The sequence below is a fragment of the Pseudomonas sp. NPDC090208 genome, assembly GCF_044746785.1.
In the GTDB taxonomy this organism is placed as follows: domain Bacteria; phylum Pseudomonadota; class Gammaproteobacteria; order Pseudomonadales; family Pseudomonadaceae; genus Aquipseudomonas.
Genome location: NZ_JBIVCU010000009.1, coordinates 12,647 through 27,113 on the forward strand (window position 1 = coordinate 12,647; position 14,467 = coordinate 27,113).

The 14,467-nt window shown below is 61.8% G+C and carries 14 protein-coding genes; 7 read left to right on the forward strand and 7 right to left on the reverse strand.

The genetic code is table 11. The annotated features are described in order from the left end of the window. Positions 1-120 precede the first annotated feature (120 nt). On the forward strand, positions 121-429 hold the full coding sequence (locus ACIPL0_RS16105; protein ID WP_400597724.1) for a TfoX/Sxy family protein: 309 nt from the start codon (positions 121-123) through the stop codon (positions 427-429). A 176-nt stretch (positions 430-605) separates the two neighbouring features. On the opposite strand, the gene deoC is transcribed toward ACIPL0_RS16105, so the two are convergent. From deoC to ACIPL0_RS16130, 5 genes are all read right to left on the reverse strand, one after another. Continuing rightward, positions 606-1,367 carry a deoxyribose-phosphate aldolase gene (gene deoC / locus ACIPL0_RS16110; RefSeq protein ID WP_400597722.1) on the reverse strand — a complete coding sequence of 254 codons (762 nt, stop codon included), beginning with the start codon at positions 1,365-1,367 and terminating at the stop codon, positions 606-608. 141 nt (positions 1,368-1,508) lie between these two features. Then, on the reverse strand, positions 1,509-2,408 hold the full coding sequence (locus ACIPL0_RS16115; RefSeq protein WP_400597720.1) for a ChaN family lipoprotein: 900 nt from the start codon (positions 2,406-2,408) through the stop codon (positions 1,509-1,511). Positions 2,409-2,421: 13 nt separating this feature from the next. After that, positions 2,422-3,189, reverse strand: coding sequence for a heme ABC transporter ATP-binding protein (locus tag ACIPL0_RS16120; RefSeq protein WP_400597718.1), 768 nt, complete (start codon positions 3,187-3,189; stop codon positions 2,422-2,424). Then, positions 3,189-4,226 (reverse strand): FecCD family ABC transporter permease, encoded by a 1,038-nt coding sequence (locus ACIPL0_RS16125; RefSeq protein ID WP_400597715.1) that lies wholly within the window; start codon positions 4,224-4,226, stop codon positions 3,189-3,191. Before ACIPL0_RS16125 ends, ACIPL0_RS16120 begins: the two co-directional genes overlap by 1 nt. Further along, positions 4,223-5,122 (reverse strand): hemin ABC transporter substrate-binding protein, encoded by a 900-nt coding sequence (locus tag ACIPL0_RS16130; RefSeq protein WP_400597713.1) that lies wholly within the window; start codon positions 5,120-5,122, stop codon positions 4,223-4,225. The genes ACIPL0_RS16125 and ACIPL0_RS16130 overlap by 4 nt, the downstream gene beginning before the upstream one ends. A gap of 184 nt (positions 5,123-5,306) precedes the next feature. Between ACIPL0_RS16130 and ACIPL0_RS16135 the strand changes: the two genes are divergently transcribed. After that, positions 5,307-5,636, forward strand: coding sequence for a Rieske (2Fe-2S) protein (locus ACIPL0_RS16135; RefSeq protein ID WP_400597762.1), 330 nt, complete (start codon positions 5,307-5,309; stop codon positions 5,634-5,636). Here the strand turns inward: ACIPL0_RS16135 and sfsA are convergent. After that, the gene (gene sfsA, locus ACIPL0_RS16140; RefSeq protein WP_400597712.1) at positions 5,614-6,357 is read right to left on the reverse strand and encodes a DNA/RNA nuclease SfsA; all 744 of its coding nucleotides are present in this window, start codon (positions 6,355-6,357) and stop codon (positions 5,614-5,616) included. The two genes, ACIPL0_RS16135 and sfsA, sit on opposite strands and share 23 nt — an antisense overlap. Further along, positions 6,357-7,529, reverse strand: a complete 1,173-nt coding sequence (locus tag ACIPL0_RS16145; RefSeq protein ID WP_400597711.1) for a pyridoxal phosphate-dependent aminotransferase — start codon at positions 7,527-7,529, stop codon at positions 6,357-6,359. Before ACIPL0_RS16145 ends, sfsA begins: the two co-directional genes overlap by 1 nt. Before the next feature lie 357 nt (positions 7,530-7,886). Between ACIPL0_RS16145 and dksA the strand changes: the two genes are divergently transcribed. The 5 genes from dksA (at position 7,887) to ACIPL0_RS16170 (ending at position 14,179) form a co-directional block, all read left to right on the forward strand. Further along, entirely contained in the window at positions 7,887-8,333 is a 447-nt protein-coding gene (gene dksA, locus ACIPL0_RS16150) for an RNA polymerase-binding protein DksA (RefSeq protein ID WP_400597709.1), read from the forward strand. 263 nt (positions 8,334-8,596) lie between these two features. Next, a complete protein-coding gene (gene gluQRS / locus ACIPL0_RS16155; RefSeq protein WP_400597707.1) occupies positions 8,597-9,484 on the forward strand; it encodes a tRNA glutamyl-Q(34) synthetase GluQRS in 888 nt (295 codons plus the stop codon). Positions 9,485-9,602: 118 nt separating this feature from the next. Next, entirely contained in the window at positions 9,603-9,779 is a 177-nt protein-coding gene (locus ACIPL0_RS16160) for a hypothetical protein (RefSeq protein ID WP_002552060.1), read from the forward strand. Continuing rightward, positions 9,763-12,717, forward strand: coding sequence for a sensor histidine kinase (locus tag ACIPL0_RS16165; protein ID WP_400597705.1), 2,955 nt, complete (start codon positions 9,763-9,765; stop codon positions 12,715-12,717). The genes ACIPL0_RS16160 and ACIPL0_RS16165 overlap by 17 nt, the downstream gene beginning before the upstream one ends. A 22-nt stretch (positions 12,718-12,739) precedes the next feature. Continuing rightward, the gene (locus ACIPL0_RS16170; protein ID WP_400597703.1) at positions 12,740-14,179 is read left to right on the forward strand and encodes a sigma-54-dependent transcriptional regulator; all 1,440 of its coding nucleotides are present in this window, start codon (positions 12,740-12,742) and stop codon (positions 14,177-14,179) included. Positions 14,180-14,467: the final 288 nt, after the last annotated feature.

A 14,467-nucleotide genomic window follows, 5' to 3' on the forward strand; every position in this document is an offset into this window, starting at 1 on the left:
GGCCGCCCGCGCCTACCCCCCATCACCCGCCACTACACTGGTTTTCATGGCTTGTACCTGCAGTTTGTGTCAAGTCCAGGAGGTCGCAAGACACGGAGCTACATACTGCAAGGAACAATCATGGAAGACGATCTGCAACGCATGAAAAATCTGGGCAAGACTTCGGCCCAATGGCTGCACGCCGCCGGTATCCACAACGCAGCCGACCTGCGTCGAATAGGCGCCCTTCACGCCTATCGCGCAGTCATGGTCAGAGCCGAGGTCAGAGGCTTTCGCATATCAAAGGTTCTGTTGTATGCGATCGAGGGGGCACTGCTCGATCAGCATTGGTGTGACCTTCCCGCCGAACTCAAGCACTCCCTGAGTCGACAGGCCAGCCTGCTCGCGGCATCGCCCGAAAACCTGGCTGGATTCGGCCAGGAAAAATAGTTTGAAATTGCCTGTTGACTTGCACAAATGATAATCACTATGATTATCACATCCGGTCGCGAGACTGGCTGGTAACCTGAAAGGCTCCTTGGTTCGGACTCTCAGATTATCTCCTCATCAGGCTAATCACGGTTTTTGACCCGGCACTTTGCCGGGTCTTTTTTTGCCCGGAAAAATCATGGGCACACGCCCAGTCGCAACAGCAAATCATCCAGCAGGCTGGTGGTGCTCAGGCGCAATTTGCTGCGCTCTATCCAGAAGCGTCCGAAACGGGCGCTGGCCATGTCCATGTAGACCTGCGCTTCATTCAGGTTACGGATGTTCCCCGAGGCCTTGAACCCCACTTGCATGCCCAGTTCGGCGATGGCCTCGATCAGGATTCGCGCGCCCTGCGGCGTTGCGCTGACGATCTGTTTACCGGTGCTGGTCTTGAGGAACGACGCGCCACCGCGGATGGCCTTGCGCGCGAGATCATGGATGATCTGTCCATCTCGCAGCACGCCCGTTTCCAGCGTGACCGTAAGCCGGGTGCGCTCTCCGCAGTGATCGGCGCAGACGGCAATCATCTCGTCGCCCACGCGCCGGTCGCCACTCAAGTGAGCGTGATACGGATAGACCAGATCGATTTCGTCGGCACCAGCCAGCACGGCGCCCCTGGTTTGCGCTTCAGCGATCGCGACAGAAGGCGCTCCGCTGGGGAAATTCACTGCGGCTACAACCTTGACCTCTCTGGCCATGAGGCTGTCCAGGGTACGACGCGCCAGCCCCACATACCGGGGCAAGACACAGACCGCTGCTACCTGCCCCAGCGGCGTCAATGCGCGCTGACACAGGGTCACGATTTTCTCGGGCGTGTCGCTTGTATTCAGCGAATTCAGCTCCAGCAAACCCAGCGCCCGATGCGCCAACGCCTCGTCGATGTCTTGAATGACTGCCATACCGCTCTCCTCGAATACTGGAGAACGACAATAATCGAGGATGGATGCCCCTGAACGGCCACAATCGCGCAAGGGAAGACAGCTACGCAACTATCAGAAACGTCCTAAGGACATGGCCTGCAAACCTGTTTCCGCAATCTGTCAGCGGGACGGCATGCGCATCTGCGCGCAGTAATCCTGATCAGGCAATGCCGCGGTGTACCAGACGTAATCAGCATTGCGCGCATCGACCTGGTTGCCCACCTGCGCCAACAGCAGCACCACCGCAGGCTCCGCACTGTGCAGATCGGCCATGTGCAACGGCACACCCAGGTCCTTGCGTACGTGATAGCTGCCAGCGAACAGCAACGACGGGGCCGGCGACTCCATCACACTGCGGGCCATCCGCCGGTCCCTCTGCTGCTGAACGGCCAACATGGCAGGCAATGCCTCTTCGGGGAGCATGCCGCAATGCGACTCCCGCACCTGCTGCAGCAATTGCTCACGCACGCTGTCACGGGTGGACTCCACGCCGGTGAGCACCGGGCGCTGATGGTAGATAACCCCGACCTCGCCGGGCGCCAGGTTGGCCGGCAACAGCGGATAAGGTTGGGCGACAGCGAAACTTACCAGAGGGCCATATAACGACCAGTCCCAGCCTTTTTGCCAGGCCAGCGCCCGGGGCAGGTCTGCGGGGGCGTGTGCCTGACGGGTTTCACGCTGAACCTGTTCGACCCGCCCCTGCTGATCCGGAGTGAGCATTTCCAGCAACACGCTGCCTTGCGGTCGTCGAGCACTCATGGCCTGCAGCAGCCACAGCTGCAAGGCGTGATGATCGGGATTGTCGTGCTGCTCACCGACCAGCACCCGCGGTGCCGCCGCCAGACGCACGACCAGTTGCTCTGGCGTCAGAGACTGACCATTACCTAGATCCCGAATCATGCCAAGGTCCACGTGCTCACGTCCCTCCGGGCTTTGCCAGGCGGGTAGCGGCGGCAGCGGCGGTGATGACTGACAGGCGCCGTTCAGCGCGATCAGCAACAGCAGCAGATAGCGACGCACACTACCTCCTTGTTCAGCGGGCAATGATCAGGGGATGCCCTCGCTCCGGGTGCGGCTGCACCAGCACATCCAGCCCGAACACGGCCTTGAGCGCATCCGGCTGTAGCACCGTCTGCGGCGTACCGAGCGCGTAGGGCCGTCCCGCTTGCAGTAACAGTAGACGATCGCAGTAACGCGCGGCGAGATTGAGGTCGTGGAGGATGACCAGCGCCGCGCCGCCACGATCGGCGAATTCACGCACCGCTTGTAGCGTGGTGTGCTGATGCAGCGGGTCGAGCATGGACGTCGGCTCGTCGAGCAGCAGCGTCTGTCCACCCTCCCCTGGCCACACCTGCGCCAGCACCCGCGCCAGATGCACGCGCTGACGTTCGCCGCCGGACAGCGCCAGATAGCTACGGTCATGCAGGTGCCAGGCATCGGCAGCTTCCAGCGAGGCCTTGACGATCTCGGCATCACGCTGCTGGCCGCTGTCGTGAGGCAAACGTCCGAGCGCTACGACCTCTTGCACCTTGAAGGCAAAACTCAACGTCGAACTCTGCGGCAACACCGCCAGGCGCCGCGCCCGTTGCGCGCCCTTCCATTGCGGCAAGGGCTGGTCGTCCAGCCAGACCTGACCCTGAGCCGTTCTCAGTTCGCCACTCAAGGCGCCCAACAGGGTGCTTTTGCCCGCACCGTTCGGCCCGAGCACGCCGAGCATCTCGCCGGGGTGCAGCGTCAGATCGACATCCGCCAGCACCGATTTGCCGTCGCGATGCACGACCACATCTGTGGCTTTCATCATCAGGTACGTCCCCGAACCAGCAAGAACAGAAAGAACGGCGCACCCAGAAATGCAGTGACAATCCCGATGGGCAATTCAGCAGGCGCCAGCACCAGACGGGCGAAAACGTCGGCGAACAGCAACAGGCTCGCGCCGGCCAGCGCCGAGGCCGGCAGCACCACGCGGTGATCAGGCCCCGCTAACAGACGCACCAGGTGCGGGACGATCAGCCCGACAAAGCCGATCAATCCGGCCGCGGCCACTGCAGCACCCACACCCAACGCGATGCACAGCACCAGTTCGCGCTTGAGCTGCTCGACTTCAATACCCAGATGTCGCGCTTCCGACTCTCCAAGCAACAGCGCGTTCAGCGCCTTGGCCCGTTTCGGCAGCCAGAAGATGACCAGCACGCACACCACCAACAGCGGCCAGAGTCGCGCATAACTGGCGCCATTGAGCGTGCCCAGGTTCCAGAATGTCAGCGTGCGCAGGGTGGCATCGTCAGCCAGATACGTGAACAGACCGATGATCGAGCCGGCCAGCGCCGTCATCGCAACGCCGGCCAGCAGCATGATCGCCACGCTGGTCTGTCCGTCACGCCGTCCAAGCCGGTAAACGATGGCCGTTACGGTAAGGCCGCCGGCAAACGCACAGATCGACAGCAGATACGGCTCTATGGCCTCGGGAATGCCACCCAGCGACGACCCGGCGACGATGGCAACCGCCGCCCCCAGTGCCGCGCCGCTGGAGACACCGACCAGACCGGGGTCAGCCAGCGGGTTGCGAAACAGCCCTTGCATGGCGACGCCGGACAGCGCCAACACTGCACCGACCGCCAGCCCCAGCAAGGTACGCGGTACGCGGATCTGGCCAAGGATCAACTCGGCCTGTTGCAGGTTTACCCCGCTGACCGGAAACCCCAGCAGACGTGCCCCGGCGCGCAGGGTATCGAGCAACGGCAGGCTTACCGGCCCCAGCGCCAGCGACAGCCAGACCGCCAGCGTGCAGGCCAGCCCGAGGGCAATGAACAATGTGCGTGGTCGCAGAATCACCCTCATTGAGCAGGTGCCACCTTGGCACTCATGCCTGAATCCGCCGGATAAAAGGCTTTCGCCAGCAGCTTCATGCTATCCGGCAGGCGCGGACCAAGGCCGCCGACCAGCAGGGTCGGGTCGATCTCGACCACACGGTTGTTTCGCGCAGCCAGGGTTTCTGCCAGCAGCGGGTTTTCCTTGAGCAAGGTGGCGCGGGACGACGGATTGTTCTGACCACGGTCGGTGAACACCAGAACATCGGGATTCAGTCCGGCCATCGCCTCGGTGGAGAAAATCTTGTAACCGGTATGGGTCGCCAGATTGCGTCCGCCGGCCTGCTTGATCAGCCAGTCGCCCACGGTGCCCTGACCCGCCACCATCGCCCGCGAACCGGCGTGGCTGACCAGCAACAACACGCCGGGGGCGGATTGATGGTGCTGGGCCTTCTCCACCCAGTCATGCTGAGCGTCCAACTGTTGCTCATACTGCTCGCCCGCTGCGACCGCCTGGCCCTCGTTGCCCAGCAGACTGCCGAGCTTCTGCAGGTTGCCCTTGAGCGCAGACACCTCGGCATTCACCGAAAACACCTCGACCTTCACGCCCGCAGCACGCAGCTGCTCCAGCACCGGCGGCGGCCCCATTTCTTCGGTGCCGACCAGCACGTTCGGGCGCAGGCTCAGGATGCCTTCCGAAGACAGCTGACGGTGGTAACCGATGCTCGGCAGTTTGGTGATCGAAGGCGGATGCTGGCTGGTGGTGTCGATGCCGACCAACCGCGCTTCACCGCCCAGCGCCACGATCCACTCCGTCAAGGCACCGCCGGCACTGACCCACCGCTGCGGCGGCTGCGAGTCGGCCAGCGCCAGATGGGTCAACAGCAACCCGGTCAGGATGGCAGTCAGCTTGGCTGTAAAGCGCATAACGGGGGATCCTTTATTAAAGAGAAGGGACACAGCGGCCGGGCCTGTCGAAGAATAGGCCGGGAACAGCTCGACGCATCGTTTCGGAAGCGGTCAGACTATGGCCTTGAGGCCCGGGCCAGTGAAAAGGCCGGGCAATTTGATAATTATTTGCATTTGCGCGTCAAGCGCGGAGGAGTCAGCACTGAAGTACCTGTGCAACAGCCATGAACTGGCGGAAGGCAGCAGCCATGGTTTTGTGATCGATGATCTGCAGTTGCTGGCGGTTCGCCGGGCCGGGCAGGTTTATGTGTATCAAAATCTTTGCCCGCACCGCCGTGTGCCGCTGGAGTGGCAGCCTCACCAGTTTCTCGACAGCAGTGGCAGCCTGATTCAGTGCGCCACTCACGGCGCCCTGTTTCTGATCGAAAGCGGCGAGTGCATCGCCGGTCCGTGCGAAGGAAAGTCCCTGAACGCCATCACCTGCGGTGAAGACGCTCAAGGCATCTGGATCACCGTGCCGGCACGGCGCTGAGCGGATCCAGCCCATTCAATTGAATGGCAAGCGGGCGGTCGAGACGCACCTCCTCCGGGGTCAGTTGCACGCCGTAGGCCAGCAACTGCACCCCGGCCGCAACGGCTTCGCGAAGCGCGGCAGCATACGCAGGGTCGATTTCCTCGGCGGGACGTACGGCCTCGACGCCCGTCAGGTTGACGCAATACAGCAACACCGCACGCACACCTTCACGGGCCAACGCAGCCAGCTCGCGCAAGTGTTTGGCGCCGCGCTGGGTGACCGCATCGGGAAATGCCGCCACGTCGCTGTCATCGAAGCCAAGGGTGACGCTCTTCACCTCCAGAAACAGCGGGCCGGTCGGGTAATCCAGACGAAAATCGACGCGGCTGTTTTCCACGCCATAGGCCACTTCGCGCTTGAGCCCGGTGAAACCGTTCAACTCAGTAATGGTGCCCGCCAGTAACGCCTCTTCCACCAGCTTGTTGGCTCGCCCGGTATTGATGCAGGCCAGCCGCCCCTGTGGCGTTTCGCTGATTTCCCAGGTGCCCGGCAGCTTGCGCTTGGGGTCATCGGAGCGGCTGAACCAGACGCTGCCGCCGGGCAGCATGCAATTGAGCATCGAGCCGGTATTAGGGCAATGAATGGTCAACCGTTCGCCACTGGCGGTTTCGATGTCCGCCAGGAAGCGCTTGTAACGTTGCAGCAGACGGCCTTCTTCGAGAGCAGGAGAAAATCGCATCAGCCTTGCCAGCTCCGCAGACCACGACCGATACGCTCCACCGCCTCCTGCAACCGTGGCAGGCTCTGGGTATAGGCGAAACGCACGTGGTGACCGGCCAGATGGCGACCGAAATCCAGGCCCGGAGTAAACGCCACATGTTCGGTTTCGAGGAAATGCCGGCAGAACGCGAAGGCATCGCCGCCGAACGCGCTGATATCGGCGTACAGGTAGAACGCGCCCTCAGGCTCGACAGCAATGTTGAAGCCCAGCTCACGCAGGGCAGGCAAGAGGAAATCACGACGGCGGCCAAACTCGGCGCGACGTTGTTCGAGAATTTCCAGAGTGGCAGGTTCGAAGCAGGCCAGCGCGGCACTCTGCGCCATGCTCGGCGCGCTGATGTAGAGATTCTGCGCCAGCTTCTCCAGATCGGCGACCGCCGCTTCCGGCGCTACCAGCCAGCCGAGACGCCAACCGGTCATGCCGAAATACTTTGAAAAACTGTTCAGGACGAACGCATCGTCGTCCACTTCCAGCACGGTCGGTGCATCGGTGCCATAAGTCAGGCCGTGGTAGATCTCGTCCACCACCAGATGCCCATCACGGGCTTTCAATTCAGCCGACAACGCCGCCAGCTCATCACGGTGCAGCAACGTGCCGGTCGGGTTGGCCGGCGAGGCAACCAATGCACCGACGCTGTCCTGATTCCAGTGCTGCGCGACCAGTTCCGGGGTCAGTTGATAACGCACGTCCGGTCCGACTGGCACGAGCTGCGCCGCGCCTTCGACCAGCCGCAGGAAGTGGCGATTGCACGGATAACCCGGGTCGGCCAGCAGCCAGTGCTTGCCCGGATCGACCAGCAGGCTCGACGCCAGCAGCAACGCCCCCGAACCGCCCGGCGTGATCAGGATTCGCCCCGGATCGACACTGACCCCGTAGCGCTGCTTATAAAAAGCAGCGATCGCTTCACGCAGCTCGGGCAGGCCACGGGCAGCGGTGTACCGGGTTTTCCCGGCAGCCAGGGCAGCCTGACCGGCCTTGATGATCGGCTCGGCCGTGGTGAAATCCGGCTCACCGATTTCCAGGTGAATGACGTCGTGCCCCGCCGCCTGCAATTCGTTGGCCCGCGCCAGCAGCGCCATGACGTGAAACGGTTCGATGGCGCGACTGCGCGCACTGTAGGACTGGGGCATGAGCCTTCCTTTTAAACAGGAGTGTCGGTGACGATTGCAGCGATTCTACCCAACCGTCAGCACGGGCCGCAGGATTAATCGGCGCAACGACTCATCGCAGCGCCCGGCAATCCGGAAACGAACGCACGATTCGTTCGGGGGACTAGACTGATGGCATCGCAAAATAATATAAAACCGGGCGCTTTGGCTGTGGTCATAGTTCACGGGCGCGTTGTAGAGCCATGCTCGACAACCGGGAGTAGCGCGCTCCGATTCGATCTGGTAAGTTCGCCCGCTTGCAGCCGCAGGGCCGGCAGGTGTCGGCGAGGGATCATTACCCTGCGCAATGGCTTAGAAGAGTGAGAGGCGGTCCATTCCATGCCCACCGAAGAAAAGCAAAAGAGCAATCAGACGATCAGCGGTTTCACGCCTTACGTGGAGACGAAGGGCGAGGAATACATGGGCAAGCCCATGCGCGATCACTTCATCAAGATCCTGAACAAGTGGAAACAGGACCTGATGCAGGAAGTCGACCGCACGGTAGATCACATGAAGGACGAGGCAGCCAACTTCCCCGATCCTGCCGACCGCGCAAGCCAGGAAGAAGAATTCGCTCTGGAACTGCGTGCTCGCGACCGCGAACGCAAGCTGATCAAGAAGATCGACAAGACCCTGCAGTTGATCGAAGACGAAGAATACGGCTGGTGCGAATCCTGCGGTATCGAGATCGGTCTGCGCCGTCTCGAAGCCCGTCCGACCGCCGATCTGTGCATCGACTGCAAGACGCTGGCTGAAATCAAGGAAAAACAGGTCGGCAAGAGCTGACTGGGGTTTTCTGCAAACAAGGGACGCTGCGGCGTCCTTTGTTGTTTCTGCCAGCCCTGTCAACGCAATAACCGGTAGGAGCTGGCTTGCCCTGCGACCTGGCGCGAAGCGGCAGTAAAACCAGACACCTGCGTCATACCAGACGGACCGCGTTTGCCGGATTTACGACGGGTCCCCGCCGGTCGCGGGCAAGCCACGCTCCTACAGAAAGCGAGGCGCTGTCCGGTTTGTTGCCCCTTTGAATTCCAGTACCATCGACACCCATGAAATCCCCTTCTTATATAGGGCGCTTCGCGCCAACCCCCAGCGGCTATCTGCACTTCGGTTCCCTGGTTGCGGCGCTGGCGTCCTACCTGGATGCCCGCGCAGCCGGCGGCAAATGGCTGATGCGCATGGAAGACCTCGACCCACCACGGGAAGAGCCCGGCGCCCAGGCAGCGATTCTCAAGACCCTGGAAACCTACGGCTTCGAATGGGATGGCGAACTGGTCAGGCAGAGCAACCGCCACGACGCCTATCAGGACATCATCAACCGCTGGTTCAGCTACGGGCTGGCCTACGCCTGCACTTGCTCGCGCAAGCAACTGGAAGATTTCCAGGGCATTTACCCGGGCTTTTGTCGCGATGCCGGACATTCGCCGGACAACGCCGCGATTCGTATCCGCGTGCCGGAGCTGGAATACCGCTTCGAAGACCGGGTTCAGGGCGAATTTCGCCAGCATCTGGGCCGCGATGTCGGCGATTTCGTGATTCGTCGCCGCGACGGCCTGTACGCCTATCAACTGGCAGTGGTGCTCGATGACGGCTGGCAGGGTGTTACCGATATTGTGCGTGGTGCCGATCTGCTCGACTCCACACCCCGCCAGCTCTACTTGCAGGAACTGCTGGGTCTGCCGCAACCGCGTTACCTGCATGTTCCGCTGATCACCCAGCCCAATGGCCACAAACTGGGCAAATCCTACCGCTCGCCGCCGTTACCAGCCGATCAGGCGGTGCCGTTGCTGTTACGGGCCCTGCGTGCGCTGGGACAGCCGGCGCCGGACGAACTGGCTTTTGCCACGCCACGGGAACTGCTGGACCGGGCAATTGCCCACTGGAACGCCGATTTGATTCCTCGCGTCGGCAACCTGGAAGAGGCTCGAATAGACTGAGCCAGAGCGGCTGCTCAAACTGCAACACAAAGCTGGCCGAAACGTCGCTTGCAGGTTGATAGCCATCCGTTACCATGCCGCACCCTCAGGCTTCATGTCACTCAACCCGGGAGGCCAAATGTACATCTATCGATTGGTCCTGCTCTTGGTGGTAGGTATCTACCTCTTCTCCCCGGCCATCATGGATTGGTGGATAGACGCGACGGGCGCCTGGTACCGGCCTTACATGCTGTGGCTGATCCTGATCGTGGTGACTTTCATCCTGCAGAGCCAACGAGATGCCGATGAGCTTTAGCCTGACCCAGATGATCCTGATCAGCGCCGCCTACCTGCTGGTGCTGTTCAGCGTGGCCTGGATCAGCGAACGCGGCCTGATTCCGCGCTGGATCATCCGCCATCCCCTGACCTACACCCTGTCGCTGGGCGTCTATGCCAGTGCCTGGGCGTTTTATGGCACGGTGGGGCTGGCCTATCAGTACGGCTACGGCTTCCTTTCCAGCTATCTTGGGGTGTCCGGCGCTTTTCTGCTGGCGCCGGTGTTGCTCTATCCGATCCTCAAGATCACCCGAACCTACCAGCTGTCATCACTGGCCGATCTGTTCGCGTTTCGCTTTCGCAGCACCTGGGCCGGCGCGCTGACCACCATTTTCATGCTGATCGGCGTGCTGCCCTTGCTGGCGCTACAGATCCAGGCGGTGGCCGACTCCATCGGCATCCTCACCCGCGAACCGGTGCGCAATTACGTGGCCCTGGCGTTCTGCGTGCTGATCATCCTGTTCACCATCTTCTTCGGCTCGCGGCACATCGCCACCCGCGAAAAACACGAAGGGCTGGTGTTCGCGATTGCCTTTGAATCGGTGATCAAGCTGGTCGCCATCGGTGGCATCGGCCTGTACGCCCTGTACGGCGTGTTCGACGGCCCGCAGAGCCTGGAACAATGGCTGCTGCAGAACCAGAGCGCCCTCGCCGCCCTGCACACGCCATTGCAGGAAGGCCCGTGGCGTACGCTGCTGTTGGTGTTCTTCGCCTCGGCCATCGTGATGCCGCACATGTATCACATGACCTTCACGGAAAACCTCAACCCGCGCTCGCTGGTCAGCGCCAGCTGGGGCCTGCCGCTGTTCCTGCTGTTGATGAGTCTGGCCGTGCCGCTGGTGCTGTGGGCCGGGCTGAAACTTGGCGCCACCACCAGCCCGGAATACTTCACCCTCGGCATCGGTATTGCCGCGCACAACCCCGCATTGGCCCTGCTCGCCTACGTCGGCGGTCTGTCGGCGGCCAGCGGGCTGATCATCGTCACCACCCTGGCGCTGTCGGGCATGGCCCTGAACCATCTGGTGCTGCCGCTCTATCAGCCGCCGGCCGAAGGCAACATCTATCGCTGGCTGAAATGGACCCGCCGCGGCCTGATCGTTGCGATCATCATGGCCGGTTATGCGTTCTACCTGATGCTCGGCGCCCGTCAGGACCTGGCCAACCTCGGCATCGTCGCCTTCGTCGCCACCCTGCAATTCCTGCCTGGCGTGCTGTCGGTGCTGTACTGGCCCGCCGCCAACCGGCGTGGCTTCATGGCCGGGCTGATCGCCGGGATCGTGGTCTGGATGATCAGCATGCTGTTCCCGCTGATCGGCAACTTCCAGGGCTTCTATATTCCGCTGCTGAACATGATTTACGTGCTGGACGACACCAGCTGGCACATGGCTGCAATCGCCTCGCTGGCTGCCAACGTGCTGGTGTTCACCCTGATCTCGCTGTTCAGCAACCCGAGCCCGGAAGAAGCCAGCGCCGCAGAAGCCTGCGCTGTGGATAACGTGCGTCGCCCGCAACGCCGCGAGTTGTACGCCGCCTCGCCACAGGAATTCGCCACGCAACTGGCCAAGCCGCTGGGCGCCAAGGCTGCGCAGAAAGAAGTCGAGCAGGCCCTGCGCGACCTCTATCTGCCGTTCGACGAGCGCCGCCCTTACGCCCTGCGGCGCCTGCGTGACCGTATCGAAGCCAACCTTTCCGGTCTGATGGGCCCCAGCGTGGCCCAGGACATGGTCGAAACCTTCCTGCCCTACAAATCGGGCAGCGAAAACTACGTGACCGAGGACATTCACTTCATCGAAAGCCGGCTTGAGGACTACCACTCGCGTCTTACGGGCCTCGCTGCCGAACTCGATGCCCTGCGCCGCTATCACCGCCAGACCTTGCAGGAGTTGCCGATGGGCGTCTGCTCGCTGGCGAAGGATCAGGAAATCCTGATGTGGAACAAGGCCATGGAAGAGCTCACTGGCATCGGTGCGCAACGCGTGGTCGGTTCACGCCTGGAAACCATCGTCGATCCGTGGCGCCAATTGTTGCTGGGCTTCATCAACGTCCCCGACGAACACCTGCACAAGCAGCGACTGCCACTGGACGGCCAGACCCGCTGGCTTAACCTGCACAAGGCGGCCATCGACGAGCCGCTGGCGCCGGGCAACAGCGGCCTGGTGATTCTGGTGGAAGACCTGACCGACACGCAGATGCTTGAAGACAAGCTGATTCACTCCGAGCGACTGGCCAGCATCGGGCGTCTGGCCGCTGGCGTGGCCCACGAAATCGGCAACCCGATCACCGGCATCGCCTGTCTGGCGCAGAACCTGCGCGAAGAACGTGAAGAAGACGGCGAACTGACCGAAATCAGCAGCCAGATCATCGAGCAGACCAAGCGTGTGTCACGCATCGTGCAATCGCTGATGAGCTTCGCCCATGCCGGCGGTCATCAGCATGCCGACGAAGCCGTCTGTCTGGCCGAGGTCGCTCAGGATGCCATCGGTTTGCTGGCCCTCAACCGGCGCAATTTCGAAGTACAGTTCTTCAACTTGTGCAACCCGAGTCACTGGGTAGATGGCGACCCGCAACGCCTCGCCCAGGTACTCATCAACCTGCTCTCCAACGCCCGTGACGCCTCGCCTGCAGGCAGTGCGGTACGGGTCAAGAGCGAAGCCTCCGAACATACGGTCGATCTGATCGTCGAAGACGAAGGCACCGGCATTCCGAAAGCAATCATGGACCGCTTGTTCGAACCGTTCTTCACCACCAAGGATCCGGGCGAAGGGACTGGACTGGGGCTTGCACTGGTCTATTCCATCGTTGAAGAGCATTATGGACAAATCACCATCGACAGCCCGGCTGACCCCGAGCACCAACGCGGAACCCGTATTCGGGTGACGTTACCGCGACATGTCGAAGCGACGTCCGCTGTGAACTGAGACCGTCGAGAGAATCGAATCAATGCCTCACATTCTGATCGTCGAAGACGAAACCATTATCCGCTCTGCCTTGCGTCGCCTGCTGGAACGCAATCAATACCAGGTCAGTGAAGCCGGATCCGTGCAGGAAGCTCAGGAACGTTTCAGCATCCCGTCGTTTGACCTGATCGTCAGCGATCTGCGTCTGCCCGGTGCCCCCGGTACCGAGCTGATCAAGCTCGGCCAGGGCAAGCCGGTGCTGATCATGACCAGCTACGCCAGCCTGCGCTCCGCCGTGGACTCGATGAAAATGGGCGCGGTCGACTACATCGCCAAGCCGTTCGACCACGACGAAATGCTTCAGGCCGTTTCGCGCATCCTGCGTGACCGCCAGACCGTGCAGAGCCTGCAGACCGAGCGCGCTGCCGGCGGCAAGTCCTCTGCGGCCGACAAGGCCGGGCCGGACAACAGCAACGGCGAGATCGGCATCATCGGCTCCTGCCCGCCGATGCAGGACCTGTACGGCAAGATTCGCAAGGTCGCGCCGACTGATTCCAACGTGCTGATCCAGGGTGAGTCGGGGACCGGCAAGGAGCTGGTCGCCCGCGCCCTGCACAACCTGTCTCGACGGGCGAAGGCGCCGATGATTTCGGTCAACTGCGCGGCCATTCCGGAAACCCTGATCGAATCCGAACTGTTCGGCCACGAAAAAGGCGCGTTCACCGGTGCCAGTGCCGGTCGTGCCGGTCTGGTGGAAGCCGCCGACGGTGGCACGCTGTTCCTCGACGAGATCGGCGAACTGCCACTGGAAGCTCAGGCGCGCCTGCTACGCGTGCTGCAGGAGGGCGAGATTCGCCGGGTGGGTTCGGTGCAGTCACAAAAGGTTGATGTGCGCCTGATCGCCGCGACCCACCGCGACCTCAAGAGCCTGGCCAAGGTTGGTCAGTTCCGTGAAGACCTTTATTACCGCCTGCACGTCATTGCCCTGAAACTTCCGGCACTGCGCGAGCGCGGTGCCGACGTGATCGAGATCGCCAACGCGTTTCTCGCCCGCCAGAGCGCCAAGGCGGGCCGCAACGACCTGAAATTCGGACCGGACGCCGAGCAGGCCATTCGTCACTATTCCTGGCCGGGCAACGTGCGCGAGCTGGAAAACGCTGTCGAGCGCGCAGTCATCCTGTGCGAGAACCCGGAAATCTCTGCTGATCTGCTGGGCATCGACATCGAGCTGGGCGATCTGGAGGTCGACGAGTTCATCGGCCTGGCCCCGCAAACCACGCCGACGGCCAGCTCCACCGCTCACGAGCCGACCGAGGACCTGTCACTGGAGGATTACTTCCAGCACTTCGTCCTCGAACACCAGGACCACATGACCGAAACCGAGCTGGCGCGCAAACTGGGCGTGAGCCGCAAATGCCTGTGGGAACGTCGCCAGCGCCTGGGCATTCCCCGCCGCAAGACCGGCGTGGCCAGCGAAACCTGAGGCGCGATTCCACCCGCCGTACCTCGCGCAAGGCTCTGCCCCGCGGTGTACGGCAGTTGTGAAAAAACTGTTACCTCACCAGCGACACGTAACAAAAAGCCGGGGCGTACGGTAACGTAGCCCCGGTTTTTTTCGACTACAAAAAATAGCGTCGCTTTGCCACACCCCCGTTTTTAAAGGGCTGCAGCCGTTTTCGCAAAAGTTGGCACGGCTCCTGCTATATATATTCGTACAAGAACAACAAAAATCAGTCACCCGCAAAACAACACAATAAAAACAAGACGAATC